Raw genomic sequence first — 24698 nt, forward strand, 5'->3', positions numbered from 1 at the left:
ACAAGAAAAAATTTTAGATCGAGAAAAAATTTAACCGCAAAGCACGCAAAAGTTTTCTCATATTGATTTATTGTGTTTGTAAATATAAAGTTCGCAAAGCTTTGTCTAAAAACTTTGCGAACCTTGCGTAAATCTTTGCGCTCTTTGCGGTTAAAATAAAAATTAAAAAAATGGAAAAAGAAACCGTAAGAATAGAAAATTTCAGCGATGCCGTATTTGCGATTGCCATCACCCTTTTGGTGCTGGATCTTCATGCGCCAGATACATCTGCTATAAAAAACGGAACTCAGTTACTTACTTTTTTAAAAGGAGAATGGACATCGTATCTTGCTTTTACACTTTCTTTTTTCAGTATTTTTATTATGTGGGTCAATCATCATAAGATTTTCAAACAAATTTACAGCCGTAATACAGCCATAATGTTCGCTAACGGATTAATTCTTTTTCTGGTAACAGCGGTTTCTTATCCTACCGCTTTATTAGCGCGTTTTTTTGAAGGGGAAGCATCTAATATTGCGGTGGCAATCTATACCGGAATATTTGTGCTTATCAATCTTTCGTACAATCTGTTGTGGTACACGGCGAGCAGTAACAAGAAATTGCTTGCGTCCTGAAATTACAAATTCGGCCATAAAAAAATCCGAAACAATTATTTATATGGACTTCCTACGTATTTAATCGCTTTTGCAGTTTCATTTCAATATCCGGCATTTGCTTTGGTAATCAGTATGACGTTATTGATTTTCTGGGCTGTTTCTTCAGGGAAAATAAAAATGATTCAGGAATAAATCAATCTGTAAAATGTTCTTTTTTAATCCCTAATTTCTGCATTCTCGAAATCAAAGTTGTTCCAGGCAGACCTAATAAAACGGCCGCGCCCTGCGGTCCAGATATTCTGCCTCTGCATTTTTTAACTACCTTTAAAATATGCTCCTTCTCTACTTCCTGCAAAGTTTTGGTATAAAATTCATTTTCCACAGTCGAAGTTTCGGTTTTAAAAAGCTCCGTAAAACTCATTTCTTTTATCACTTCATCCTTTGCAAATAAAATACTTCTTTCGACCATATTTTCTAATTCGCGTACATTTCCCTGCCATGTGTTTGCAGTCATGCTATTCAATACTTTTTTAGAAAAACCTTTTATCTTTTTACCGTTTTTTGTCGCGTGTTTTTCTAAGAAAAAATTACCTAATACCTCAATATCTTCTGGGCGGTCTCTTAAAGAAGGTAATTGAATTGGAAAAACATTTAGGCGATAGTACAAATCACTTCTAAAACGGCCTTCTTCAACTTCTTTTTCTAATATTCTATTGGTTGCTCGCAATTACGCGAACATTTACTTTAATGGTATTTTTACCGCCAATTCTCTCAATTTCTTTTTCCTGAAGCACACGAAGTAGTTTTCCTTGCAGTTCTAAAGGCATCTCTCCTATTTCATCTAAAAAAATGGTACTGTTTTCGGCTTGTTCAAACTTACCAATTCTGGTTTCCAAAGCGCCCGTAAAAGCTCCTTTTTCATGTCCGAATAATTCACTTTCGATCAGGTTTTCTGGAATGGAAGCACAATTCACTTTGATCATTTTTTTGTTTGAAACCGATGATAAATTATGGATTGCACCAGCTACAAGTTCTTTTCCCGTTCCTGTTTCACCAAATATTAAAACAGTCGATTGCGAAGAGGCAACCTGCGAAATGAGTTCGTATACTTTTTGCATGGCATCGCTGTTTCCTACAATTCCATGAAAACCCTCGTTTTTTATTAAAATTGGTTTTTCTTCTTTTTCAGAAAAATTTCGATTTTGTATTTTAAGTTCACTGATTTTGCTTTCATATTCCTGAGTCAGCATAATATTTTTTACCGTAATAGAAAGCTGTGTCCCAATTCCTCTAAGAATTCGGCTGGATTCTCTGTTGAAAGCTGAAGGGTTTTTAAAGAAAAGAAAAAGAACATTTCTGTTTCCTTTAATGTAGGGAAGGCAGATTCCAATTCCGTTTTTAAAACCTTTCGTATTTACTGTAGAAATATAGGGAGGGAAATTATTCTTTTTCTCGCTCAGTGTTTTTAAGTCAAAAATAATAGTGTCGGCAGAATCCATGCAAACATCAAAAAAACCATCATTTACGGCCAGCTTTTTTAACGGCATATTTTTCTGTAAAAATTGATAGAAAACATGATATTCTGTTTCATTTTCATCGGCAGAAGCCAGAATAAAATCATCAAAAGAAAGCTTCTCTTTAAGAATAGTGCTTACAACGGTGTCAAATTCTGCTTTTGACAAAGCCTGAGCAAGCGAACCGCAAATAGACAAAATCAACATTTGTTCTCGTTCTCTTTCCTGCAATCGGTTCATTATAACTGCAGTTTGATCTGTCGGCTTTTCCATAAACAATAATTCTTGTGGTATTTTGTGCGGTAACAGGGTAAATTTAAGAAATAGCTTCAACTAAATTGCTACCGATTTTCTAAATAAAACAGCTTCAATTCATAAAATTACGATATATCGTAGGATTAAAAACCCGAAAACACAATTAAATCACTAACTTACAACAACTTAACACACTTGGAATATTATTTGGTTATTAATTGAACAAATGAAAATGGCACGGCTTTATATTTCTTAATCTAGGTTAATCGATGCGACGCTATAACAGCAGTAAATTTGTAAAAGAAAATCAATAACAATTTAATACATATAAAAACCATGGAAAATAAAATTTTAGGCTTACACCATATTACTGCAATTGCAGGTGACGCTAAACGCAACTTCAACTTTTATTCAAACATACTAGGATTACGTTTTATCAAAAAAACAGTAAATTTTGACGATCCGGGAACTTACCATTTTTACTTTGGTGATGAAGTAGGAAGTGCTGGAACTATCTTAACTTTTTTCCCTTGGGGAGAAGGAATCCAACAAGGCAGAAAAGGATCAGGAATGGCAACTGAAATTGGATATTCTGTTCCAAAAGGAAGTCTTGATTTTTGGCAGAAACGTTTTGAAGAACATAATGTTATTTACAACAAACCTGCTGAAAAATTCGGAGAAAAATATTTGACTTTTCTTGATCCAGACGGATTAAAATTAGAGTTAATAGAATCTAAAACAGACGATAACAGAAAACCTTGGGAAACCAATGAAGTAAAAGCTGACGTTGCAACAAGAGGTTTTCATAACATCACTTTAACTTTAAATAGTATAAAAGCAACTGCCGCAATCTTAACTGAAATATTTGGCTATAAATTAATTGAGCAGGATGTAAATCGTTACCGTTATGCAACAGATGCTGTAGAGAACGCCGCAATTGTTGACTTAGTTGAGCTTGCTGAAGAAAAACGCGGTCATGTAGCCAACGGATCTGTACACCACGTGGCTTTTAGAGTTCAAAATGATGAAATTTTAATGCACTTCCGTGAAAAAATCGAAGCATACGGATTGTCTATTACACCACAGATTGACAGAAATTATTTCCACTCTCTTTATTTTAGAGAACCGGGCGGTGTTTTATTTGAAATCGCTACCGATAACCCAGGTTTTATGGTAGATGAAAGCGTAGAAGAATTAGGTCAAAACTTAAAACTTCCAATACAATACGAATCAGACAGAGTCGCTATTGAAGCGCATTTGGTAAAAATTAATTAATTCTAAAATAATACATAGTCTCGACAGCGCTCGGGACTATGTTTTTTTTATCTAATAATCTAACGTTTTAATTTTAATACAAATTTATTATGGCAAAAATAGCATTATACGGATTTGGCCGCATTGGAAGACAGTTTCTTCGTGTGGCTTTGCAAAACGATCTTTTTGTTCCAGAAGTCATTGCAGACATTCAGGATATAGAATTGCTGGGAGCACTTTTTAGTGTTGACAGTAATTATGGAAGATGGCACGAAGAAGTAAAAACAGCCGACAGCAGTTTTACTATTGGAGGCCGACAAATTGCGTACAAGAATTCGAGCAAGGAAATTCCGAATTGGAAAGAACTGGGAGTTGATTTAGTTGTGGATTGTACAGGACGTGCCACTACCAGAGACAATGCCCAAAAACATATTGACAACGGTGCCAAATACGTTTTGGTAAGTGCGCCGAGTAAATCACTAGCAGACTGCGATGCTGTGCTGTTGAAAGGAATTAATCTGGATGAATTTGATGCTCAGAACCATAAAATCATAAGTATGGGAAGCTGTACCACAAATGCATTGGCGACGGTTGTAAAAGTGATCAAAGAAAACTTCGGAATTGAATATGGTCTTTTCTCTACGGTTCACTCTTACACTAATACGCAATCATTGACAGATCAGCCGATGAAAGACAGACGTGATTCTTGGGTCACGCCGAAAATATAATTCCGTCATCATCTGGTGCTCGCAAAAGCCCTGCAGTTTATCTGGAGTGATTTGAAGATTACAGGAAAAGCATACAGGGTTCCAACAAAAACGGGAAGTATCGCCGAATTGAATTTGGTTACTACCAAAGATTGTTCTGTAGAAGAAGTTAATGATGCTTTTAGAAAAGCGGCAAAAGAAGGACAGTTAAAAGGCGTTTTAGATGTTTTAGAAGAACAATGGAGTTCTGCTAGAATTGTTGCAGATCCGCATTCTTCTATAATCGATCTTCCTCTTACTACGAAACAAGGAAATCTGCTTTCTGTAGCCGCATGGTATGATAACGAGTGGGGATTTGCCAATAGACTTGCAGAAGTTGCTCAATATTTATCTCAAAAAATTTAAGTATACTAACTAGCAGTAATTGAAAAGGGACAAATTGTCCCTTTCTGCTTTTATAGAAATAAGATGTTACTGATTTACAATCATCTAAATTCTACAAAATCAGAATGTGGCGATGTAACAAAACATTTTCAAAAGAGAACTAAATTTGAGAGACTTTAAAAAAATACTATTATGAAATTCTTTATAACTCTTTCACTATCAATATTCTTATTTTCATGCCAGCAAAAAGAAAATAAAGAAAACCCGAAAACTCCAGTTGAAGTTTCTGAGCCTGTTGCGGTTAAGAAAAACAAAAAAGAAAACAAACAGATTGGGGACACTATTCTAATGAATGTAAAAAATGACAAAGGTTTATTTGCTTGCAGAAGGCTCTATAGATTCTCTTAATTCGAAAGTTTATATTAAATTTAAAAATGATGAGTTGGGTGAATTAACTGCGAAAATTATTCCTGCTACAGGTAAAGGAAATATCCGTTTCAATCAAATTATTTTTCCTGACAATTCTTCGGACGGGCCTTTTGGAATGGATTTAAAAATTAACCTCAACCAAAAAGGAAATCATATTTTAGTAATCGGACATTCACTTATGGCTGACAATCCGTATTTTGGAAAATTCAAGGTGGAGCTCGAGAATAGAAAAGAATAATTTATAAATTCTTTTAAAAACATAAAAGAGTTCTAAAGTAACCCAATATTTACATTAGAAAAAAGTTTCATTTTTTAGTATATTTACTCTTTATACTACGAAATGAGCAATAACTTACCACAGCAAAATTCCGATCAAGCTATTATTCAATTGATTAATTTCTTTAATCTTTATTTTCCGCTGAATACTATCGAAAAAGAAGAAATTGCAAAACTATTTTCGATTCGAAATATAAGACGCAGAGGATACTTATTGCGGCAAGGAGATATCTGCCGCCATTATTACTTTATCGTTTCAGGCTGTTTTAAAATGTTTGCAGTTGATCCCGCAGGAAAAGAGCACAATTTGCAATTTTCTGTTGAAAATGACTGGATAAGTGACCTTCATAGCTTTTACGAACAAATACCAAGTCGGTTATATATTGAAGCAATAGAACCAGCTGTAGTTTTACAAATAAATCATGATGATCTTTTATACCTTTTTGTAAATTACCACAAATTTGATCGCAATTTCAGGATTATTACAGAAAGAAAATATATTGATTTTCAAAATCGAATCCTTCAAAATATCAGCTCAACTGCTGAGGAGCGTTATGTAAGTTTCATAAAGCAGTATCCTGATTTATTTAACCGAATACCAAATACGCAAATAGCTTCTTATCTGGGTATTACACCTGAATTTCTGAGTAAAATTCGGAAGAAGATCGTTGCTGAAGAATAACAATAAATTTAAACCTGCTAATCTACAAAAGTCCTTCTTTCAACCTTTCTAGTCCCATTTCTAATAGTGCTCGTGGAGTCGCGATATTAATTCTCAAAAATCCCTCGCCAATTTCTCCATACGTAGATCCTGAATTGATCCATAGCTTTTGTTTTTCTAAGAGATTATGAGTTAAATTATCTGATGCAATTTTTAAAGCAGTACAATCGAGCCAAACTAAATAGGTTGCTTGTAGAGTTGTAACTTTGATTTGAGGAAGATTCAATTCTATAAATGATACAAGAAAAAGATAATTTTCATAAAGATATTCTTTAAGGGCTTCAAGCCAATGTTCCGATTCTTCGTAAGCAAGCAATAAGAGCTGTGATACCAAATAAACTCAATAATTCTATTCCCATCACTTTAAATGAAGACTGGACTGCTTTTCGCGACTCGTTATTTTGGCTAAAGAAATATCCAACCTGTAATCCTGCCAGATTAAAACTTTTGGTAGGCGAACTCAACGTTATAGAATTCAAGCTGTAGGGTTCCCCAAGTGAAGCAAACGGAATGTGATTATAATCTTTGAAGACCAAATCGGCATGTATTTCATCTGAAATTACAATTACATTATTTTTAATGCGACTATCTCCAATTCTTTGCGACTCTTCTTTGGTCCATACTCTTCCAACAGGATTATGCGGATTACTTAAAATTAAGAGTTTAACTTTAGGGTCAGCGGTTTGTTTTAATAGTAAATCAAAATCAATAGCGTATTGACCGTTATCATACAGCAGATTATTTTCGACAACATTTCGTTCCGAATTGATAATACTGGTCTGAAAATGATTGTAAACAGGAGGCTGAATAATAACTTTATCTCCTTTATTGCTGAGCGCTTGTATCGTCGCAGACAATGCAGGGATAACTCCCGAAACTGGCACGAGCCATTCTTTTTCAAGTGTAATGCCGTATCTCTTTTTCCACCAGTTTAATATGGCATTATAAAACGTTTCAGGTATTGAAGTATAGCCAAAAATGCCGTGCTCTACCCTTTTCTGCAAAGCATTTAAAACAGCAGGAGGCGATTTAAAATCCATATCTGCAATCCACATGGGCAAGACATCTTCAAAAGGAGCATCATCCCATTTAATAGAACTGCTGTTTCTGCGTGAGATAACCTCATCAAAATTATAATCCATAATCAAGAAGCTTTGTTTATTCTTATTTCTGATGATTCGGCTTATTTTACCAATCGTATTCCCATAAACTGCCACTGATGACGAGGATGAAAAAAATTGCGATACGTAGCACGGCTGTGCCCTTTTGGTGTTGCCACAGATGCCCCGCGTAGAACCATTTGGCTTACCATAAATTTTCCGTTATATTCTCCTATTGCTCCTGGTGCTTTTTGAAATCCAGGATAAGGCAAATATGCACTGTCTGTCCATTCCCAGCGCGCCCCCAGTTTAATTCTGGTGATGCTGTTTCCCATTCCGCTTCCGTAGGCAGACGCATTCCTTTCCAAGATGCAAATGCCGATGCTTCGTAAAAATTGACATGACAAACTGGTTCATTCAGGTCTATTTCCTGTAAACCAGCAAAAGTATAATTCATCCACTTCTGATCGATATAATGCCAGTAGAGTGGTGATTTTACTGCGTTTTCTTTTACCCATTCCCAACCTTCAGAATGCCAGTATTTAAAATTGGTATAACCTCCGTCAGCAATAAATTCAAGATATTGAGCATTTGTTACAGGATATTTTGCTATTTCAAAACGATCCAGATATTCTTTGTGGCGTCCGAGTTCGTTGTCAAAACAAAAATCTTCACCTTTATATCCAATTTCATAAATGCCAGCTTCTACTTTTACAAATTCATTGTCTTGTGAAGTCTGTTGGTCAAAAATTTTATCTGAACTATAAACTGGAAAAAGCGGATTATGCCCCAAGATATATTTTATATCACTAAACAGTAATTCCTGATGCTGTTGTTCATGGTTAAGTCCGAGTTCTAGTACTTCCGCTAATTCAGAAGAAAGTATTTCATTTTGAAGAAAAATTTCCATCTGCTCGTCAACATAAGCCCGATACTGATAAACATCTGTAACCGATGGACGGCTCAAATTACCACGATCTGTGCGTACTACTCTTGCGCCAACACTTTCATAATAACTATTAAAAACAAAGTCATATTGATCATTAAATACTTTGTAGCCTTTATTATAAGGTTTTAAGATAAAAGTTTCAAAAAACCAAGTTGTATGACCAAGATGCCATTTCGGCGGACTCACATCTACTACTGGCTGTACCACATAATCTTCTATTTCTAGTGGTTTGCATATATTTTCAGAATGCGATCTGACGCTATTATATTTATCTAGTAACCGTTCCTGATTTATTACTGCTTGTTTTTCCTGCATCTTCATTATCTTTTAAAATTAAACAACCTGCCACAATGCATCCGTGAACCATGATTTTGAATCCATGATGTGATTAATAGTCACAAATCCAGAATTAGCGGCTAAATCATCACTTTCTTCCAATGAATATTTCTGCGAAAGTTCCATGTAAACCAGCTCGTCTTTTTCAAAATTTATCGGCTGTCCGTCTATCGTGATGGTCTGATTTTCTAAACTTACCAGATAACTTCTGCAGGCACCGCTAAGTGGGTCGTATGTTTGATAGTGTTCAAATTTTTCCAGAACAAAATCAGCATTTAGTTCGTTGTTAATACGGGTAAGCAAATTAAGATTAAATGACGCGGTAATTCCCGTTTTGTCATTATAGGCATCAAGTATAATCTGCGGATTTTTTTTCAGGTCAAAGCCCATTAGTACAATATCTCCTGGAGAAAGATAGTCGTTGAGACCTTTGCAAAATGCAGAAGCTTCGTCCTTTTCCATATTACCAATATTACTTCCTAAAAAAAGAACTACTTTTCTTCTTGAAGATAAATGAGCGGCTTTTTCAAGCATCTTAAAATATTCCCCTTCCAAAGAAGTAATAGTAAGTTGTGGCAGTTCAGTATTTAGTTTTTGCTCCAACACCGTTAATATATTGGCCGATATATCGATTGGCATATAATTAAAATCTGCTTTTTGCTCTAAAAGATGCTTAAGCAAAAAAGCCGATTTAGTACCGTCCCCAGCACCGAGTTCTATTAAATCAAATGCCGAATCATTTTCCAGAATTATTTTAGCCAGATCTGAAGTTTTATTTTGAAATATATCCATTTCGCAATTCGTCAGATAATATTCTGGCATTGCCATAATCTGCTGGAAAAGACGATCTCCTATTTTATCATAAAAATATTTAGAATGCAGTTTTTTGGGTTTGCTTCCCAGACCTTCAAGAACATCGAAGCGAAATTGATCTTCAGAATTATCTTTAGTTTGAGTGGTCTTATGTGTGGTTTTGTAAGATTGCAATATCATAAGGTTTTGTTTTTTAGAAATTCCTTTTTAAGGCAGAACAACAATTTTTCCCCCGCCGGAATTGTTTTCCATAAAATGATGCGCTTCTGCGATATCATCTAAACTAAAGATACGTTTTATAGCTGGTTTTAGCATATTATTTTCAATTTCATTAACAAATTTCTGGAAATATTTTCCTTCAATTCGGATTTGACCACTGTCATAAACAGTAAGATTAACCGTTGCAGGAATAAACTCCATTGGGGCAAATGCGACAATCGACCATTCTTCAGACAGCATTCCAGTCATGCAGACACTTCCGCCATTATCAACTAATTTAAGAGAATCTTTTAGTGTCGTGGTGCCCACAAGCTCCAACACCTTATCAATCTTCAATCTGTTTTCTCTTTTGATTACTTCTGCCAAATTTCCATTATCAATAAGAACTGCATTTGCTCCATTAGCTAATAAAAGCTCTTTTTTATTGTCATTTCTAGTTGTGGCAATTACAAAAAGTCCCGCTTGTTTGGCCAATTGTGCGACGAGTAATCCAACAGAAGAGGTACCGCCTCGTATTAGTAAGGTTTCGCCTTTTGCAATTTTAAGTGAACGATGCAGTGATCCGTATGCGGTTTGGAACATTTCTGGCAAGGTACCTAAGGTTTCCCAAGGAAGCGTGCTTTCAAAAGGCATAATAATCTCTCGAGGAAGAACAGTGTATTCGGCGTAACTTCCGTCAAAATCACGTCCCATTCCACCCATGAATGCTCGCAACTTTCTGTCCTTTTCCCCAGATACCTTCTGGATCATTTTCTACTTCGCCGACGCATTCAATCCCTAGTACTCTTGGGAAAATTACATCTGGAGATAATCCCTTGCGTGTCATGAGTTCGGATCTATTAAGTCCAAAGGCTTTTACTTTTATCAGAACCTTACCTTTTAGCGGTACTGGAATAGGTAGTTCTTCGAAAGAAAAATTTTCTGCACCGCCTGCTCTTCTTAAAACTGTCGCTTTCATGATTAAGTTTGTTTTAAATTACTTCAAGTTCTTTTACATTATTAAAAATGTATCGGTAAATCTTCCAATTATCATCCACATTTTTAAGAACGAAGAAATCCATACTGCTCTTTTTTACAGAATTTAGATCAGAAATACGATTTTCTACTGTAGAAGCAAAAGCTTCTACAAACGCATAATTATTTTCTACAGTAATATCTTTTATCGTATAACTGATTTTAAAATTAGCACGCTTAAGAAAACCCTCGTCTGTTTTTCCTAATGTATCAATTCCAATAAATTTTCCCATCCCTTCAGGAATGAAAATAGCATCCTGATCAAAAAAATCTGGAATTGCCTTAGTCTGCGCGCTGTTTAATACTTGGGCAAAATTGTCCAGTAATGTACTAATCGCTTGTTTTTCTTTTGTGTAATTCATATCATTATTTTTAATTACCTAAGAATAATTGATTATTAATAACCTGGCTTTTTATAAAGCTTCTCCATATTAGGCTTTATTTCCTTGTCGTATACTTGATCCATCCAAACCTCTTCAGCTACTTCTGTTATTTCAATAGAAACTGCTCGCTTCGGGTTTTTCGGTATGGTTCATAATTATACTGGTGATTTCTTGTGCGATTTTTTCTTTTTGTTCCTCAGAAGTTCCAGGATACAACTTTACAATTACGTGCAGCATCTTTTTTTTGCTTTAAATTTATACTGTATTAATACTCGTTGTCTTGACTGGCAAAACTTGTTTACAAAGTTGAAGCAAAACTTTATGTACTGCCTATAAACAGGTTTAAGAAATAGTCTTAAACTAGTTTAATACTGCTTCTTAAACTACATTAAGTTAAACCTGATTCTGAATTTTATTTTAGGGATTTTCTGCAATGGAGATCTAGCAGCTTTTTAAATTGAAGCAATTCACAATAAAAAATAAATTGCTCACTAGATATAGTGGGAAAATTTTCATAATTTAAACCTTTTAAACTTATTTAATAATTAAATACATAGCAAATGAAAAAATTAAGCGTATTCACATTAGCAAGCAGTTACTTTATTTTTAACTTCCTGCGGAAAAAAATCTTCTACTGAAACAACCACTACAGAGGAACAACAAGTAGCAGAAAAAACGGGAGATGTATTACCAGTAAATTTAGAAACATCTAAAGTAGACTGGAAAGCATTTCATAAAGGAGGTTTTGCACCTCGCTGGGGAACACTCACACTTGTGTCTGGGGAAGTATCAGTTGAAGGGGAAGAACTTACAGCTGGTGAATTTGTAATTGATATGAAGTCAATTAAAGTAGATCCTGCATCAGTAACGGAAAAAGATAAAAAATATTCTGAATTGGAAGCTCACTTAAAAAGCGACGATTTCTTTGATGTGGAGAAAAATCCAACTGCCGATTTTAAAATCACTAAAGTTGCCGCATTAGATCCCGCCGCAAAAGGAGCTATAGAAGGTGCTAATAAAACGGTAAGCGGTAACCTGACTTTAAAAGGAAAAGCGCTTAATGTCTCTTTCCCTGCAAAAGTTACAATCGCGGACGGAAATGCATCTATACAAGCTAAGTTTACTGTTAACCGTACAGACTGGGATATTAAATTTGGAACAACTGAGACAGATCCTGCAGAATGGATGATTAGTAAAGATATCGAGATTGGTATCGATGTAAACACAGCAAAAAAATAATATACTCTTCGCTATATTTCATACAAAAGCCCCTCTTATAATAAGCAGGGGCTTTTTAATTGTTTTAAAAATCTAACGCCATCCCAATTCTGGAGCAACGTGTTCTAGTATGGCCGACAGTATGTGCACATTATAATCAACACCTAATGTATTTGGTATGGTCAACAGTACTGTATCGGCTTCCTGGATAGCTTCGTCTTGAGCCAGTTCAGCAATAAGTTTATCCGGTTCTGCAGCGTAACTCTTTCCGAATATTGCTCGTTTATCTCTTTCGATATTACCAAAGCTATCAGATCCTTTACCCTGATCGCCAAAATAATATCTGTCCTGATCATTAACCAGTGCAAAAATAGAACGGCTTACAGAAACTCGAGGCTCGTGCTGATGTCCCGCTTTCTTCCAAGCTTCTTTATATATCCTGATCTGCTCAGCCTGCTGGATGTGAAAAGGTTTCCCATTTTCATCGTATTTCAAGGTAGAACTCTGCAGATGCATTCCGTTTTCGGTCGCCCAAACAGCAGTAGCGTTGGATGCGACTCCCCACCAGATACGATCTCGTAATCCTTCTGAATGAGGTTCAAGGCGGAGTAAACCAGGAGGATTTGGAAACATTGGATACGGATTTGGCTCTGCAAATCCTTGACCGCTCAGCTTATCCAAAAATTCCAAAGCTTTATTACGTCCCATATCAGCATCTGTTTCTCCTTCCTTTGGTTCATAACCAAAAGAACGCCAGCCGTCAACAACTTGTTCCGGTGATCCCCTGCTGATTCCTAGTTGTAAGCGTCCTCCTGAAATTAAGTCAGCAAGACTGGCATCTTCCACCATATACAGTGGATTTTCATACCGCATGTCGATCACTCCCGTTCCAATCTCTATTTTGTTTGTTTTAGCACCAATAGCCGAAAGTAAAGGAAAAGGCGATGCAAGTTGTCGCGCAAAATGATGAACACGAAAATAAGCTCCATCTAAACCAATTTCCTCTGCCGCAACAGCCAAATCGATGGACTGGAGCAAAGTATCGGTCGCCGTACGAGATTTATAGGAAGGATGGTCTGCCCAGTGCCCAAATGATAAAAATCCTATTTTCTTCATAGATAGCATTATTGTTATTTACATTCCCAAATATACGCATCATTATTGAGGGAAGCCACAACCTTGCTTGGAAAGTATTTATGAAGTTTAGTACTGATTTTAGAGCTGGATTATTTTTTTCTAATGCATATCAATTATCCAATAGTAATAAACAAAAAAAACTCCTTAAAGTTTTTAAGGAGTTTTCGGCGACTCGGCGGATGCCTGAGGTATGCCGTAACTAACTAAATCACTGTCCGGATCCTGCAGACAATTCCGCCGACCCCCTGTCTTTTCAGTTTCGTTTCCGTATTAGATTCTTCTGTTGTTTAGTACAGCAGAGACAAAGTTACTTGAATGGAAGAATAAAGTTTTTACAAAATATTCCGGCAAGATTACAATTTTTTAATGTCAGGTTCTCGATTGGAAAGTAATTACATTATTATAGAAAGTAACTACATTATTATAGAAGCGCATTATCAAGGTATTAAGTCAGAAGAAATTTTTTCATGTCTCGTTTTTCATTTTTCCATTCATGATCCAGTACTTTTTTCAAAAGATCTCTTAATCCTTGAATACTGCCTGGTTTTACAGCATAAAAATCGGCACCAAGCTTATAGGCAAGAGTAATATGCAACGAACTGCTTGCTGGTCGAAAGTATAACTATTTTTACTTTTTGCAGAGCGCCGTTTTTACTTCGAATTTCTTTCAGACACTCAAAACCGTTCTTGCATGGCATATTAATATCAAGGAATATTATTTCAGGAAGACGCTCTAAATTAGTAAGCGCATTTATCAATTCTTTTCCATCGACCGCCAACTCAACACTAACTGGGATATTGAGATCCTCTACTGCTTCCAAAAACAGTATTCTGTCATCCTCGTCATCGTCAGCTAAATAAATAATTCTCTCAGAGTTTTGTTGCGGCATGGCTTTTAATTTGATTATTACGATTAAAAGAAATCTTGTGTTTCATAATTTGTATTTCTGTTAGGAAACAAATCAATAAAAAAATAAACCTAACTATAAAGTTAAACATTTTTTCTTAAGAAAACACTTTCAAAAACATAGAAGTTCATAAGAGTAATTCATAAGAAAAAATTGGACTAAATCAGATAATCTTTTTTACGCAGATTAAAATTCAATAACTAATTTCAAAAATTATATAAAATCATCTGTTACGAAAACAGTATTTTTAATCTGGATTAATTTAAGATTTAGCTGTTTCTAAGTAATTAATTTAAACAGTTTTAAATAAGAATTATCTAAATTTCCCCTAACGTGCAGACATTAAATCTTATATTTTTTGTCTTAAAAAAATAACAAACTTGGACACCGATAATTTGAGCAGGCGATCTTTTTTTTCTTCAAAACGGCGGACAATCCTCCGAAATTATCCGAAATATAAACTGGTCCGAGACTTCCATTGGAACACCAGATCAATGGCCTGAAAGTTTAAAAAATACCCTTGCTACTATTTTATCATCAAAATTTCCCATGTTTCTATGGTGGGGAGAAGATTTGGTACAATTCTATAATGATTCGTATCGTCCGAGCTTGGGGAACGAAGGAAAGCACCCCAAAGCTATGGGACAGAAAGCTGTTGACTGCTGGCCTGAAATATGGTATTTTATCTATCCCCTTATTACAAAAGTATTGACCACTGGAGAAAGCATCTGGTACGATGACTTATTACTTCCCATCTATCGCAACGGAAGACTTGAGGATGTTTATTGGACTTTCAGTTACAGCCCTATCCGTGATGATGACCGACAGATAAAAGGAGTTTTAGTGGTGTGTAATGAAACAACTGAAAAGGTATTTTACAACCAAAAATTAAAAGAGAGTAAAGATGAACTTGAATTTGCTATTAATGCGGCTGAATTTGGAACTTTTGACCTAAATCCCGCTTCACGCAAATTTTCTGCTAATCCAAGACTGAAAGAATGGTTTGGATTAAAAGCTGATGATGAAATATTACTTAGTAATGCCACGGTCGCCATTGCAGAATACGACAGACAACGTGTTATTGATGCAATTTCTAATGCGGCTGCAATATGATTCTGGCGGTAAATATGATATCGAATATACCATTATACATCCAAGCACTAAGGTACCAAGAACGGTGCACGCCTTGGGAAAAGCATGGTTTGATGATACAAAAAATGCCTACCGTTTTAACGGAACAGTCGCAGGATATAACAGCACATAGGAAAGTCGCTTCTGAACTATTGAAATCCCGACAACTTACAGACCTTACCATTAAAAGTATGGGACTGGGACTTTTCAATGTTGACTTTACAGATAACAGTATTGACTATACCCCTGAATTTTCAATGTTGCTTTCAGGAAAAATACAAGACAATTTAACCCGCAGGGATTTTTTAAAATATGTACATCCTGATGATCTTTATCTCCGTTCTGAAGCTATAGAAAGAGGCATCGAAACAGGAACTTTTTATTATACCCCAAGAGTAGTTTGGGATGACGGCAGTGTACATACTATTGCAGTTTCAGCGACAAGAATGATCAATTCTGAAGGCAAAACTGCTGCTTTTTCTGGTACAATTGCCGATATAACAGAGCGCGAGCAAAACCGTGTTACTTTACAGGAAGCTGAATCTCTTTTGATTCAGACAAAACAGGAAGCCGAAAGACTCTTTCAAAATGTAACAGACAGCTCTCCTACTGGTCTTTGGCTTTCTAACAAAGAAGGAAAACTGACTTATTTCAACAAAACATTGATCGAGTTTACAGGTCTTAGCATCGATGCTCTTAAAGATGGAGCGTGGACATCGGTTATTCTGGAAGAAGATTTAAAAACTTCAATACAATCGTATATAGAAGCGACATCATCTAGAAAACATTTTGATGTACTATTCAGAGCTAAGAAAAATAACGGAGATATTATGTGGTGCAGGGTCGCCGGTGATCCTTTTTATGACGCCGACGGAAATTATGCCGGCTATGCTGGTTTCTGTATGGATATGGACGAAATTATTACGGGAAGAAAAGCCTTAGCGGAAAGCGAACAACGCATAAGTCTTATGATTGAGCAGTCTCCGGTTGCTATTTGCCTTTTTACAGGCAGTAACATGAAAATTGAAATTGCCAATGATATTATGATCGGCTATTGGGGAAAGGACAAATCGGTCATTGGACAGCCAATGGAAATAGGCGTTCCAGAACTCAAAGGCCAGCCTTTTATGGAAATTCTTGAGAATATATACCGTACTGGTGAAACTTATTACGGCAGTGCCATGCCGGCAACACTTAAAATGAATGGCGCTCTAAAAACATTTTACTTTGATTTTACCTATACTCCTATACGAAATGCACAAGGTGAAATTTATGGCATTATGGATATTGCAATTGATGTTACAGATCAGGTTATAGCGAACAAAAAACTCGAAGAAACAAGAATGGCACTTGCCGGTGCTGTAGAGCTTGCAGAACTAGCAACTTGGAAACTAGATCTGCCCAGCAATACTTTTGTATGTTCTACACGTTTTAAACATTGGCTGGGCCTGCAAGCATCACAGCACAAACAAGGAAGATCTTTTCAGTCTGATTGCAGAAACTCACAGACAGAAAGTAATCCATTCCATAGAAGAAACTATTAAACCAGAATCATCTGATTTTTATGATTCTGAGTTTCCCATTATAAATAGTGTAACAGGACAGGTTCGCATTATACATGCAAACGCCCAGCTTATATATGATAAAGACGGCATTCCGGAATGCCTAAGCGGAACAGCACAGGATGTCACTAAGGAACGTGAATTACAAGAAGAACTTAAATTTAAAGTAAAAGAACGTACTGCTGAACTCCATGTCGCCAATGCAGAACTGGAAATCAATAATCAAGAACTACAGCAGTTTGCTTACATCGCCTCCCACGATCTTCAAGAACCTGTTCGAAAGATTAGTGTTTTTACAGAAATGCTAAAAGAGAATCTGGAAAAAGATCCAAATAAAGTAAGTACCTATCTGAACAAGATTACCAGTTCTACAAAAAGAATGGAAAACCTCATCAAAGATGTATTGGGATATTCGCAACTATCAAATACCTCCAAAATATTCGAATATACTGACCTTAATCAGATTGTAGAAGATATCATTACTGATTTTGATTTAACTATCGAGCAGAAAAATGCTTCTATATCAGTTGCAAAGCTTCCCATAGTAGAAGCCATTCCGCCGCAAATGTCACAGCTTTTTGGTAATCTGATTTCAAATGCACTTAAATACAGTAAAAATGGAGTTGCCCCGAATATCACAATTACATCGGAAATTCTTTCAGATTCGGCTATAAAAGAACTTTCCTTGGACAGCACATCTGAATATGTCAAAATTGAAATAATTGATAACGGAATCGGATTCAGTCAAAACTATGCGGAGCAGATTTTTAATATTTTTCAGCGTCTCCACGGAAAAGATGAGTTCGCAGGAACAGGAATAGGTCTTGCTATTTGTCGCAAAATTATGCAGAACCACAATGGACAGATTACCGCCGAATCTAAGGAAGGTCTTGGAACTACATTTACCATTGTAATACCAATTAAACATTCATAAAGCCCAATGTTAAAATTTATGAGGAAAGAAGTTGTATCTTTGTTTTTACTTAAATTAAAATAAATGAAAGTAGTCTTTTTAATTGACGACGACTCCGATGACCGCGAGATATTTCAGGAGTCATTATTGTCGCTTGAAACCTCTGTGAGATATGAAGAAGCAGGACATGGCAAAGAAGCATTTGAGAAATTAAATGCCGAAGGCTTTCAAAAACCTGATTTGATTTTTCTCGATCTTAATATGCCGGTGATGGACGGCAGAGAATTTTTGAAAAACATTAAACAAGACGATGCTCTTAAAAACATTCCAGTTATTATTTATTCGACTTCTTCAAGTGTTGAGGATAAAATGTTTGCCACAAAGCATGAAGCGACGCAGTTTATTACGAAACCTTATTCTATTGTCGCTATTCGAGAAGAATTGGAAAAGGCAATAACCAAATTTCTTTCTTGATAATTGCGATATATTCTCACTTGTTGCATCAAAAAATAAAAAACTTTTATTGTGAAATATAGCCGTCTCAAATTAATATTTGAGACGGCATTCTTTTTTACTCTTCATCTCGTTTAAAACTTCCTTCATCTGGATATTTTATAGTCCCTTTTAATTCTTCGATGCGTTTCGGATCAAATTCAGGGATATGGAGTTCGTTGTTTTCTTTCCACTTTTTAACTGTTTCTGAAACTTTTGCCGCTTTTTCAATTGATACCGTAGTGTCACGAGCCATATAAAGTGTCTGAGATGGATATGCCAGCGATGTACCGGCGCTTTCAATTATATCCATCATTCGTAATAGTAAATCCTCCTGAACTTCCTGAGACTTTTCAAAATTAACCGCTTCAATATAAGCTGTGATTTCAACTTTTAAGGCATCGGTTGTAATTCCTGTAAAGCGTACCACGGGAGATGAATTCAGTACTGCAGGATGAGCATATAGTAAAGACTTAAGTTCTACCAATAAATAGCGCATCTGATCTGGCGCTGTATCCATTCTGAAATTAAATATCGGATTAAAGATAAAACGATCCCGATGTGCAAAATTTTCTATTTTACTGGCTGATAACTGCCCGTTCGGAATAGTAACAATGGTGCGCGCAGAAGTGCGAAGCATGGTAGAACGCATTCCGATAGATTCGACAGTTCCTTTAATATCATCTACGCGGCAGTAATCACCTACTCGCAACGGCTGATCAGCAATAAGACTCACACTTCCTACAAAGTTTTCTATAGTTTTTTGTGCTCCAAGTGCCAAGGCAATACCTCCAATACCCAGCGGCGCAAGTCCCGCTGTTACATCTACACCAATAATTCCTAGTATCGCTATAATTCCAATAAAAACGATAGCTACTTTTGTCGTACGGCTTAAAAATAATATCGCCGATACAGCAGAAATTCGGCCTCGCCTGTTCATTCTGCTTCGCGTATACATGCTTACAAAATCAGTTAACCTCCAAAGCAATATTAGAAAAGCAACAATTCCTATAGTAATTATAATAATACTGAAACGCTGGCGTACAATGATAGAAATTCCCATTCGCTGGGTTAATGCGACAAACAAAATTACCGTTGTGTACATAAGAACGGGAAGTGAGAAAGCTTCTATAACCGCTGTACCTTTTTCACTGGCGACTTTCTTCCATACTTTTTGTATCACATAAACTGCTACAAAAAGTAATAATCTGGAAAGTAAATACGATACGACAGTCATAATGACTACCACTGCCCAATGGCCTATTGGAACATTTCCTAATTTTCGTTCTTTTAAAACTGTCGGCAGTACGCGGTCTAAAAAAGTCTTTTTCTCCCGAAACGTCAGCCGAAACAATTGATTCTACAGTTTCAGCTGAAAAAAGCCATAAAGGCGGCTGACTATCATCGGACTGGTTTTCTACATAAAGTCTTATGGCTGTTTTACCTGTTGTTATAGTTCCAACAAGATCAACTCCCGCCGCCAGATCGTCATCTGTGCGTCCCGTTTCTTTATTGCTGATAATGGAAGATGGGGAAAGATTTCCTCCCTTGTCCAAAAGCTTGCTGAAAAGTCTCGGCTATTTTTATTCTTTCAGGAGTTCGACGGTAAGATCGTTTGCTTAAAACAAAATACTGGCTCGCACGTATATAATTCTGATCGCCAATTGCCTTAATAAATCCGTTAACAGTTCCCTGCGGAGTTCTTCTTCCCAGAGAATCTTCCGGCTCTTTTAGAGGTTCTTCAACTGGAGATTTACCAGAACCTAACAATTGTGCTGTCACTCCATAGGGTTGTAACAACAGAGCCAGAAGCATATAAAAAAGTAAACGCTTAACATTTAAAACCATAATCTTATTTATTTTTCAGCAGTTTATCTACTAAAAATAAGAAATTATAAAAGATAAATAAAATCCTCTAAGAGAAAATTAAGCTTAACAATAGCACTTTTATGAGTTTTTTAGACTGTTTGTTGATCTTTCATGTTCAATTATCAATCAGCTTTGTATTTATTATTCCAATACAACATCAGCATTAAAGTAACAATTACACAGGAAGCACTTCCTTCAAATAAAAGTGAGAGACAATAAGTTGGCACCGATGGATCTCCTCCAAACATAAATGCCTGCGACAATGATTTTACATACGCATCTCCACCTCTAGCATAACTATAAATAACCAATGCAACAATACTTAGCATCACACCTGTAAAAGCTGTAAGCAATGCAGATACAGCATTCAGAATAAAATTATTGTTACCATCTTTACGATTCATCTGCAAGGTTCTGTTTACGCCATAAAAAATGAAAAATACGTTTAATAAGCGTAGATAAAATATGTGGGACAGTCCTAAAACTTCCAGTAGTACAAAAAAAACTGCTATTAATAAAAAAATATAGAATCCGTTAATTATTTCATTAGATACTTTCATGATTTTCTCGATTTAAAATTTAATAATTCCATAAAAAAATTTAACATAAGTAACTAAAAAATTAAAAGTAATCTGTTGTATTATTCTATAATCAATATTATAAAATACCCATACTTAAACAACTGATAATAATACAATTACAAACCAAAAAATTATAATCAATCTCATTAAATAGTCTTTAATTTTATGGATATTAATTTAAAAATTTATTATCATGAATACTTCAAATAAAAACAACAAATCAGATAAAGAATCTATTACTCCTGAAGCTATGGAAACAACAAAAGATACAGCAGTTAAGCAAGCATCAAAATGATGAAAATGCTGATAAAGACCAGTACAATCACATTAAAGATAAAAACATATCTAACAGAGAAACGATTGACGATAATGATGATATTAATCCAAACTTTGAAGAAAACACTCAACTGAACCACGAACTGGATGAAGAGTTAAAAAACAATAATGATCCAAATAGAAGAACCTTGGATGAATATAATGCAGTCACGCCGGATAATCCGAAATATGATGATGGTAAGGAGAAAGTGAAGAGTGAAGAGTGAAGAGTGAAGAGTAAAGAGTAAAGAGTGAAGAGTAAAGAGTGAAGAGTGAAGAGTGAAGAGTGAAGAGGAAAGAGGAAAGAGTAAAGAGTAAAGAGTAAAGAGTAAAGAGTAAAGAGTAAAGAGTAAAGAGTAAAGAGTAAAGAGTAAAGAGTAAAGAGTAAAGAGTAAAGAGTAAAGAGTAAAGAGTAAAGAGTAAAGAGTAAAGAGTAAAGAGTAAAGAGTAAAGAGTAAAGGGTAAAGAGTGAAGAGTAAAGAGTGAAATTTGGAATTTGGAATTCGGAATTTGGAATTTGGAATTTGAAATTTGAAATTTGAAATTCGGAATTTAGAATATAAATAGTAATTAGCAGAAACTAAAAGACGTTTATTATCTTTGTTAGTATCTTAAAATTTGGAATGCCATAAAAAATATAATATGAAAGAAATTATTGGGGCGCAAACTAATGAATCTATCAAAAAAGTACTTCCTATTATCTTGGCAACTTCCATTTTTATGCAGATGCTGGATTCTACTATTCTTAATACTTCAATAACTGCTATTGCCCGAGATCTGCACGAATCACCTTTGGAAATGCAGAATGCAATTATCAGTTACGTATTAACACTGGCACTTTTTATGCCTGTAAGTGGGTTTCTGTCTGACAAATTTGGAACAAGGAAAGTCTTTATTTGTGCATTGCTGTTATTTAGTATCGGCTCTTTGCTCTGCGCTCTTTCGCAGTCTTTAACCCATTTGGTTTTTGCACGTGTGGTTCAGGGTATCGGAGGAAGTTTAATGACTCCTGTTGGCAAACTGGCGCTGATTAGAACATTTCCAAAAAGAGAATTGCTAAAGGCGATGAATTTTGCCATTATACCAGCTTTGATTGGTCCGGTTTTAGGGCCTTTAGTGGGCGGCTATATGGTAGATTATTTGTCTTGGCATTGGATTTTTCTAATCAATATCCCTTTCGGATTAATTGGTATTATTCTAAGTTTAAAATACATGCCAGATTATAAATCTCCAATAATCGATTTTGATTTAAAAGGTTTCTTGATTTTTGCGCAGCTTCCCTCCTTTTGTCCATTTCTTTAGAATTGTTCGGTAATACTGTGCATTTGTCGCCTGTTTTACTTATTCTAATGTCTGGGTTTCTAATGCTTTACTGGTATTATCGTCATGCAATAACAGACAATAATCCTATTTTTCCTTTAAATCTTTTTCAAGTACGAACTTTTCGTGTGGGTATAATTGGCAATATAGCAACCCGACTTGGTTACAGTTCTATTCCGCTTTTGCTTCCAATGATGATTCAGATTGCTTACGGAAAGTCAGCAGTTGTTTCAGGATGGATTGTTGCGCCAATGGCTCTAACGGCGATTTTTGGAAAATCGGCTGTCATTAAAATCTTAAATACTTACGGATATCGAAAAACCCTAATGGTAAATACTTTTATAATTGGGGTCGTAATCTGTGCACTTGCCATACCTAATATTCATACTTCTATCTACTGGTACATTCCTATTATCTGTATTTTAGGATTTTTTAACTCGATACAGTTTACCGCGATGAATTCTATTTCTATCGCAGATTTAAGAGTGTATCATACCAGCGACGGTAATTCTCTGGTCTCTGTAAATCAACAGCTCGCAATTGGTTTTGGAATTGCTTTAGGATTATTGGTTCTTAAAATTTTTCAAGGTGATGTAAAACTCATCCATAACGAAATTCACAATGCTTTCCGTTACACCTTTTTAGTGGTGGGTTCGCTGACAATATTGTCTGGAGTGGTTTTTAGAAGACTTCATTTCAAAGATGGAGACAATTTAAAAACTGCGGATTAACAAGTCTTTTATATTCTATTGCTTTTTATTTTTTGTGCTCTTATGATTTCAATCATAAAACGCGGCATTGGTGTCTACTTAAATTTGCAGGAGAGGAAAATTAATTCCACTAAATGCAATATTTAAAATATAAAATCCTAAATATCACACCATGAAAGCACATCAAAAAGAACTCATCAAAGCTACTATTCCAATTTTAAGATCTAGCGACGAGGACCTGACTAATTATTTCTATGCCAGAATGTTTACACATCATCCCGAATTGAGAAATATGTTTAATATGGGAAATCAGGCAAATGGAAGACAAAAATCTGCCTTGGCAAATGCGGTACTTGCGTATGCCGAAAACATTGATAATCCAGAAGTACTTATAGGAGTTCTTAAAGGAATTGGCACCAAACACAGAAGTCTTAACATTCAGCCTGATCAATACAAAATAGTTGGAACTCATCTCATTGCCTCTATAGGAGAAGTGGTGGGAGATGCGGCAACACCCGAAATTCTAGACGCATGGACAACAGCTTTTTACCAGCTTGCACAGATAATGATTGACATCGAAAAAGGATTGTATGCTGAAAATGCGACAAAACCAGGAAGCTGGAGCGGATGGAGAAAATTCATTATCAAAAAAATTGTCGAAGAGTCTGCGGAAATAAAATCTTTTTATCTCTATCCAGAAGATGGCAACGCAATTACTGATTTCCATTCTGGGCAGTTTGTAAGCGTTCAGGTTTTTGTTGAAGAGCTTGGACTATTACAGCCAAGACAGTACAGCCTTTCGAGCGCGTTTAACCCTGAATATTACAGAATTTCAGTTAAAAAAGAAACTGGAATTGGATCTAATCCTTCAGGTTTAGTTTCCAATACACTGCACGGAAAATCAGAAGGTGATGTAATTTCACTTTCAGCTCCTGCTGGAATTTTTCATCTCGAAAAAGATTCCGAAAATCCTCTTGTATTGATAAGCGGCGGAGTCGGTTTTACTCCTATGTTGAGCATGCTGGAAACCAATCTTAACTCTCTTCAAAATAAAAAAACAGTATGGATTCACGGCTGTAGAAATGAATCGGTACATGCTTTTAAAAATCAAATCGATGCATTGAAGAACGAAGCAAAATGGCTTGAAACCTTTACATTTTATGATACTGTAGAAAGTCATCATGATACCGATAAAATAATACAAGGACGAGTAGATTTGAACAAATGCAAAGATGCTGTATTACTGTATCAGGCGAAATATTATATATGCGGTCCTGAAATGTTTATCAAAGCGCAGTACGATTCCTTAATCGGTTTGAATGTAAAGCAGGAAAATATATTCTATGAAGAATTTGGCCCACAGCTGATAAATCTTAATTAAAAATGACTGCCTTTTTCTCCATAGGAAAAACTTCCATAAAGTTTTGGAAAAATATAATTACAGCTTTTTTTGTCACCTTATCATTAGCCTGTATTAATTGCCAAGATAAATCTGAATTTTTATTTTTCTGGATGCGTTCATGGTTTATAGCCGCATTTATAAGCAATATATTTTCATTTATTGTATTTCGCAAAAAGTAATAAAAATGACA

Annotated in this window: 28 protein-coding genes and 3 pseudogenes; 15 read left to right on the plus strand and 16 right to left on the minus strand. The window is 35.5% G+C overall.

Translation table 11 applies throughout. From position 1 onward, the window contains the following. Positions 1–170: 170 nt before the first annotated feature. A complete protein-coding gene (locus tag ACZZ95_RS20065) occupies positions 171–614 on the plus strand; it encodes a TMEM175 family protein (RefSeq protein WP_463470375.1) in 444 nt (147 codons plus the stop codon). A gap of 175 nt (positions 615–789) precedes the next feature. Here ACZZ95_RS20065 and ACZZ95_RS20070 read toward each other — a convergent pair whose 3' ends face one another. Next, on the minus strand, positions 790–1323 hold the full coding sequence (locus tag ACZZ95_RS20070) for a sigma-54-dependent Fis family transcriptional regulator (protein WP_463470376.1): 534 nt from the start codon (positions 1321–1323) through the stop codon (positions 790–792). Continuing rightward, positions 1307–2383: a sigma 54-interacting transcriptional regulator gene (locus ACZZ95_RS20075; protein WP_463470377.1), complete on the minus strand. Its 1077-nt coding sequence runs from the start codon at positions 2381–2383 to the stop codon at positions 1307–1309. The genes ACZZ95_RS20070 and ACZZ95_RS20075 overlap by 17 nt, the downstream gene beginning before the upstream one ends. Before the next feature lie 318 nt (positions 2384–2701). Between ACZZ95_RS20075 and ACZZ95_RS20080 the strand changes: the two genes are divergently transcribed. The 5 genes and pseudogenes from ACZZ95_RS20080 (at position 2702) to ACZZ95_RS20100 (ending at position 6097) form a co-directional block, all read left to right on the plus strand. After that, entirely contained in the window at positions 2702–3640 is a 939-nt protein-coding gene (locus tag ACZZ95_RS20080) for a ring-cleaving dioxygenase (protein WP_463470378.1), read from the plus strand. A gap of 89 nt (positions 3641–3729) precedes the next feature. Beyond that, positions 3730–4731: pseudogene (locus ACZZ95_RS20085) on the plus strand (type I glyceraldehyde-3-phosphate dehydrogenase). Positions 4732–4902: 171 nt separating this feature from the next. Further along, complete coding sequence (locus tag ACZZ95_RS20090; protein WP_463470379.1) at positions 4903–5118, plus strand: hypothetical protein; 216 nt, start codon at positions 4903–4905, stop codon at positions 5116–5118. Beyond that, positions 5072–5377: a hypothetical protein gene (locus tag ACZZ95_RS20095; RefSeq protein WP_463470380.1), complete on the plus strand. Its 306-nt coding sequence runs from the start codon at positions 5072–5074 to the stop codon at positions 5375–5377. Before ACZZ95_RS20090 ends, ACZZ95_RS20095 begins: the two co-directional genes overlap by 47 nt. A gap of 102 nt (positions 5378–5479) precedes the next feature. After that, on the plus strand, positions 5480–6097 hold the full coding sequence (locus ACZZ95_RS20100; protein WP_463470381.1) for a Crp/Fnr family transcriptional regulator: 618 nt from the start codon (positions 5480–5482) through the stop codon (positions 6095–6097). A gap of 22 nt (positions 6098–6119) precedes the next feature. Here the strand turns inward: ACZZ95_RS20100 and ACZZ95_RS20105 are convergent, their stop codons facing one another. The 8 genes and pseudogenes from ACZZ95_RS20105 to ACZZ95_RS20140 form a co-directional block, all read right to left on the minus strand. Further along, complete coding sequence (locus ACZZ95_RS20105; RefSeq protein WP_463470382.1) at positions 6120–6452, minus strand: aminotransferase class I/II-fold pyridoxal phosphate-dependent enzyme; 333 nt, start codon at positions 6450–6452, stop codon at positions 6120–6122. Beyond that, positions 6418–7278 (minus strand): MalY/PatB family protein, encoded by an 861-nt coding sequence (locus ACZZ95_RS20110; RefSeq protein ID WP_463470383.1) that lies wholly within the window; start codon positions 7276–7278, stop codon positions 6418–6420. Before ACZZ95_RS20110 ends, ACZZ95_RS20105 begins: the two co-directional genes overlap by 35 nt. Before the next feature lie 41 nt (positions 7279–7319). Beyond that, positions 7320–8500: pseudogene (egtB, locus tag ACZZ95_RS20115) on the minus strand (ergothioneine biosynthesis protein EgtB). A gap of 18 nt (positions 8501–8518) precedes the next feature. Further along, positions 8519–9514 (minus strand): L-histidine N(alpha)-methyltransferase, encoded by a 996-nt coding sequence (gene egtD, locus ACZZ95_RS20120; RefSeq protein ID WP_463470384.1) that lies wholly within the window; start codon positions 9512–9514, stop codon positions 8519–8521. A 27-nt stretch (positions 9515–9541) separates the two neighbouring features. Continuing rightward, positions 9542–10267, minus strand: coding sequence for a zinc-binding dehydrogenase (locus ACZZ95_RS20125; RefSeq protein WP_463470385.1), 726 nt, complete (start codon positions 10265–10267; stop codon positions 9542–9544). Beyond that, positions 10236–10511 (minus strand): alcohol dehydrogenase catalytic domain-containing protein, encoded by a 276-nt coding sequence (locus tag ACZZ95_RS20130; RefSeq protein WP_463470386.1) that lies wholly within the window; start codon positions 10509–10511, stop codon positions 10236–10238. Before ACZZ95_RS20130 ends, ACZZ95_RS20125 begins: the two co-directional genes overlap by 32 nt. A 13-nt stretch (positions 10512–10524) precedes the next feature. Further along, positions 10525–10929 carry a YybH family protein gene (locus ACZZ95_RS20135; protein WP_463470387.1) on the minus strand — a complete coding sequence of 135 codons (405 nt, stop codon included), beginning with the start codon at positions 10927–10929 and terminating at the stop codon, positions 10525–10527. Between the two features lie 132 nt (positions 10930–11061). Continuing rightward, positions 11062–11187, minus strand: a complete 126-nt coding sequence (locus ACZZ95_RS20140) for a tautomerase family protein (RefSeq protein ID WP_463470388.1) — start codon at positions 11185–11187, stop codon at positions 11062–11064. A gap of 522 nt (positions 11188–11709) precedes the next feature. Here ACZZ95_RS20140 and ACZZ95_RS20145 point away from each other — a divergent pair. Continuing rightward, positions 11710–12189, plus strand: a pseudogene (locus ACZZ95_RS20145) (YceI family protein); the annotation flags it as partial. A gap of 72 nt (positions 12190–12261) precedes the next feature. Here the strand turns inward: ACZZ95_RS20145 and ACZZ95_RS20150 are convergent. Further along, positions 12262–13284 carry an LLM class flavin-dependent oxidoreductase gene (locus ACZZ95_RS20150; RefSeq protein ID WP_463470389.1) on the minus strand — a complete coding sequence of 341 codons (1023 nt, stop codon included), beginning with the start codon at positions 13282–13284 and terminating at the stop codon, positions 12262–12264. A gap of 593 nt (positions 13285–13877) precedes the next feature. Beyond that, positions 13878–14195 (minus strand): response regulator, encoded by a 318-nt coding sequence (locus ACZZ95_RS20155; RefSeq protein WP_463470390.1) that lies wholly within the window; start codon positions 14193–14195, stop codon positions 13878–13880. Between the two features lie 657 nt (positions 14196–14852). Between ACZZ95_RS20155 and ACZZ95_RS20160 the strand changes: the two genes are divergently transcribed. From ACZZ95_RS20160 to ACZZ95_RS20180, 5 genes are all read left to right on the plus strand, one after another. Beyond that, on the plus strand, positions 14853–15326 hold the full coding sequence (locus tag ACZZ95_RS20160) for a PAS domain-containing protein (RefSeq protein WP_463470391.1): 474 nt from the start codon (positions 14853–14855) through the stop codon (positions 15324–15326). Then, on the plus strand, positions 15310–15477 hold the full coding sequence (locus tag ACZZ95_RS20165) for a hypothetical protein (protein ID WP_463470392.1): 168 nt from the start codon (positions 15310–15312) through the stop codon (positions 15475–15477). The genes ACZZ95_RS20160 and ACZZ95_RS20165 overlap by 17 nt, the downstream gene beginning before the upstream one ends. Next, positions 15431–16888, plus strand: a complete 1458-nt coding sequence (locus tag ACZZ95_RS20170; RefSeq protein ID WP_463470393.1) for a PAS domain-containing protein — start codon at positions 15431–15433, stop codon at positions 16886–16888. The genes ACZZ95_RS20165 and ACZZ95_RS20170 overlap by 47 nt, the downstream gene beginning before the upstream one ends. After that, entirely contained in the window at positions 16836–17840 is a 1005-nt protein-coding gene (locus ACZZ95_RS20175) for a sensor histidine kinase (protein ID WP_463471719.1), read from the plus strand. Before ACZZ95_RS20170 ends, ACZZ95_RS20175 begins: the two co-directional genes overlap by 53 nt. Before the next feature lie 63 nt (positions 17841–17903). Then, a complete protein-coding gene (locus ACZZ95_RS20180) occupies positions 17904–18293 on the plus strand; it encodes a response regulator (RefSeq protein ID WP_463470394.1) in 390 nt (129 codons plus the stop codon). Positions 18294–18390: 97 nt separating this feature from the next. Here ACZZ95_RS20180 and ACZZ95_RS20185 read toward each other — a convergent pair whose 3' ends face one another. The 4 genes from ACZZ95_RS20185 to ACZZ95_RS20200 all read right to left on the minus strand — a co-directional run bounded on the left by ACZZ95_RS20185 (position 18391) and on the right by ACZZ95_RS20200 (position 20584). After that, entirely contained in the window at positions 18391–19494 is a 1104-nt protein-coding gene (locus tag ACZZ95_RS20185; RefSeq protein ID WP_463470395.1) for a mechanosensitive ion channel family protein, read from the minus strand. Continuing rightward, positions 19460–19867, minus strand: a complete 408-nt coding sequence (locus tag ACZZ95_RS20190; protein WP_463470396.1) for a hypothetical protein — start codon at positions 19865–19867, stop codon at positions 19460–19462. The genes ACZZ95_RS20185 and ACZZ95_RS20190 overlap by 35 nt, the downstream gene beginning before the upstream one ends. Beyond that, complete coding sequence (locus ACZZ95_RS20195) at positions 19821–20093, minus strand: hypothetical protein (protein ID WP_463470397.1); 273 nt, start codon at positions 20091–20093, stop codon at positions 19821–19823. Before ACZZ95_RS20195 ends, ACZZ95_RS20190 begins: the two co-directional genes overlap by 47 nt. A gap of 209 nt (positions 20094–20302) precedes the next feature. Then, positions 20303–20584 (minus strand): hypothetical protein, encoded by a 282-nt coding sequence (locus ACZZ95_RS20200; RefSeq protein WP_463470398.1) that lies wholly within the window; start codon positions 20582–20584, stop codon positions 20303–20305. 1134 nt (positions 20585–21718) lie between these two features. Between ACZZ95_RS20200 and ACZZ95_RS20205 the strand changes: the two genes are divergently transcribed. The 3 genes from ACZZ95_RS20205 to hmpA all read left to right on the plus strand — a co-directional run bounded on the left by ACZZ95_RS20205 (position 21719) and on the right by hmpA (position 24487). Beyond that, a complete protein-coding gene (locus tag ACZZ95_RS20205; RefSeq protein WP_463470399.1) occupies positions 21719–22378 on the plus strand; it encodes an MFS transporter in 660 nt (219 codons plus the stop codon). A 2-nt stretch (positions 22379–22380) separates the two neighbouring features. Further along, positions 22381–23127: an MFS transporter gene (locus tag ACZZ95_RS20210; RefSeq protein ID WP_463470400.1), complete on the plus strand. Its 747-nt coding sequence runs from the start codon at positions 22381–22383 to the stop codon at positions 23125–23127. Between the two features lie 151 nt (positions 23128–23278). Further along, complete coding sequence (gene hmpA / locus ACZZ95_RS20215) at positions 23279–24487, plus strand: NO-inducible flavohemoprotein (protein WP_463470401.1); 1209 nt, start codon at positions 23279–23281, stop codon at positions 24485–24487. Positions 24488–24698 lie beyond the last annotated feature (211 nt).

It is taken from the genome of Flavobacterium sp. AC267 (assembly GCF_979258715.1).

What these genes read in the sequence shown, in the direction of transcription:
- ACZZ95_RS20090 (WP_463470379.1), top strand. Translation starts at nt 4,903, where the DNA reads ATGAAATTCTTTATAACTCTTTCACTATCAATATTCTTATTTTCATGC.
- ACZZ95_RS20080 (WP_463470378.1), top strand. Translation starts at nt 2,702, where the DNA reads ATGGAAAATAAAATTTTAGGCTTACACCATATTACTGCAATTGCAGGT.
- ACZZ95_RS20095 (WP_463470380.1), top strand. Translation starts at nt 5,072, where the DNA reads ATGACAAAGGTTTATTTGCTTGCAGAAGGCTCTATAGATTCTCTTAAT.
- ACZZ95_RS20065 (WP_463470375.1), top strand. Translation starts at nt 171, where the DNA reads ATGGAAAAAGAAACCGTAAGAATAGAAAATTTCAGCGATGCCGTATTT.
- ACZZ95_RS20100 (WP_463470381.1), top strand. Translation starts at nt 5,480, where the DNA reads ATGAGCAATAACTTACCACAGCAAAATTCCGATCAAGCTATTATTCAA.
- ACZZ95_RS20140 (WP_463470388.1), bottom strand. Translation starts at nt 11,187, where the DNA reads ATGCTGCACGTAATTGTAAAGTTGTATCCTGGAACTTCTGAGGAACAA.
- ACZZ95_RS20110 (WP_463470383.1), bottom strand. Translation starts at nt 7,278, where the DNA reads ATGGATTATAATTTTGATGAGGTTATCTCACGCAGAAACAGCAGTTCT.
- ACZZ95_RS20150 (WP_463470389.1), bottom strand. Translation starts at nt 13,284, where the DNA reads ATGAAGAAAATAGGATTTTTATCATTTGGGCACTGGGCAGACCATCCT.
- ACZZ95_RS20180 (WP_463470394.1), top strand. Translation starts at nt 17,904, where the DNA reads ATGAAAGTAGTCTTTTTAATTGACGACGACTCCGATGACCGCGAGATA.
- ACZZ95_RS20170 (WP_463470393.1), top strand. Translation starts at nt 15,431, where the DNA reads ATGCCTACCGTTTTAACGGAACAGTCGCAGGATATAACAGCACATAGG.
- ACZZ95_RS20075 (WP_463470377.1), bottom strand. Translation starts at nt 2,383, where the DNA reads ATGGAAAAGCCGACAGATCAAACTGCAGTTATAATGAACCGATTGCAG.
- ACZZ95_RS20160 (WP_463470391.1), top strand. Translation starts at nt 14,853, where the DNA reads ATGGGACAGAAAGCTGTTGACTGCTGGCCTGAAATATGGTATTTTATC.
- ACZZ95_RS20135 (WP_463470387.1), bottom strand. Translation starts at nt 10,929, where the DNA reads ATGAATTACACAAAAGAAAAACAAGCGATTAGTACATTACTGGACAAT.
- egtD (WP_463470384.1), bottom strand. Translation starts at nt 9,514, where the DNA reads ATGATATTGCAATCTTACAAAACCACACATAAGACCACTCAAACTAAA.
- ACZZ95_RS20205 (WP_463470399.1), top strand. Translation starts at nt 21,719, where the DNA reads ATGAAAGAAATTATTGGGGCGCAAACTAATGAATCTATCAAAAAAGTA.
- ACZZ95_RS20200 (WP_463470398.1), bottom strand. Translation starts at nt 20,584, where the DNA reads ATGAATCGTAAAGATGGTAACAATAATTTTATTCTGAATGCTGTATCT.
- ACZZ95_RS20130 (WP_463470386.1), bottom strand. Translation starts at nt 10,511, where the DNA reads ATGAAAGCGACAGTTTTAAGAAGAGCAGGCGGTGCAGAAAATTTTTCT.
- hmpA (WP_463470401.1), top strand. Translation starts at nt 23,279, where the DNA reads ATGAAAGCACATCAAAAAGAACTCATCAAAGCTACTATTCCAATTTTA.
- ACZZ95_RS20165 (WP_463470392.1), top strand. Translation starts at nt 15,310, where the DNA reads ATGCGGCTGCAATATGATTCTGGCGGTAAATATGATATCGAATATACC.
- ACZZ95_RS20155 (WP_463470390.1), bottom strand. Translation starts at nt 14,195, where the DNA reads ATGCCGCAACAAAACTCTGAGAGAATTATTTATTTAGCTGACGATGAC.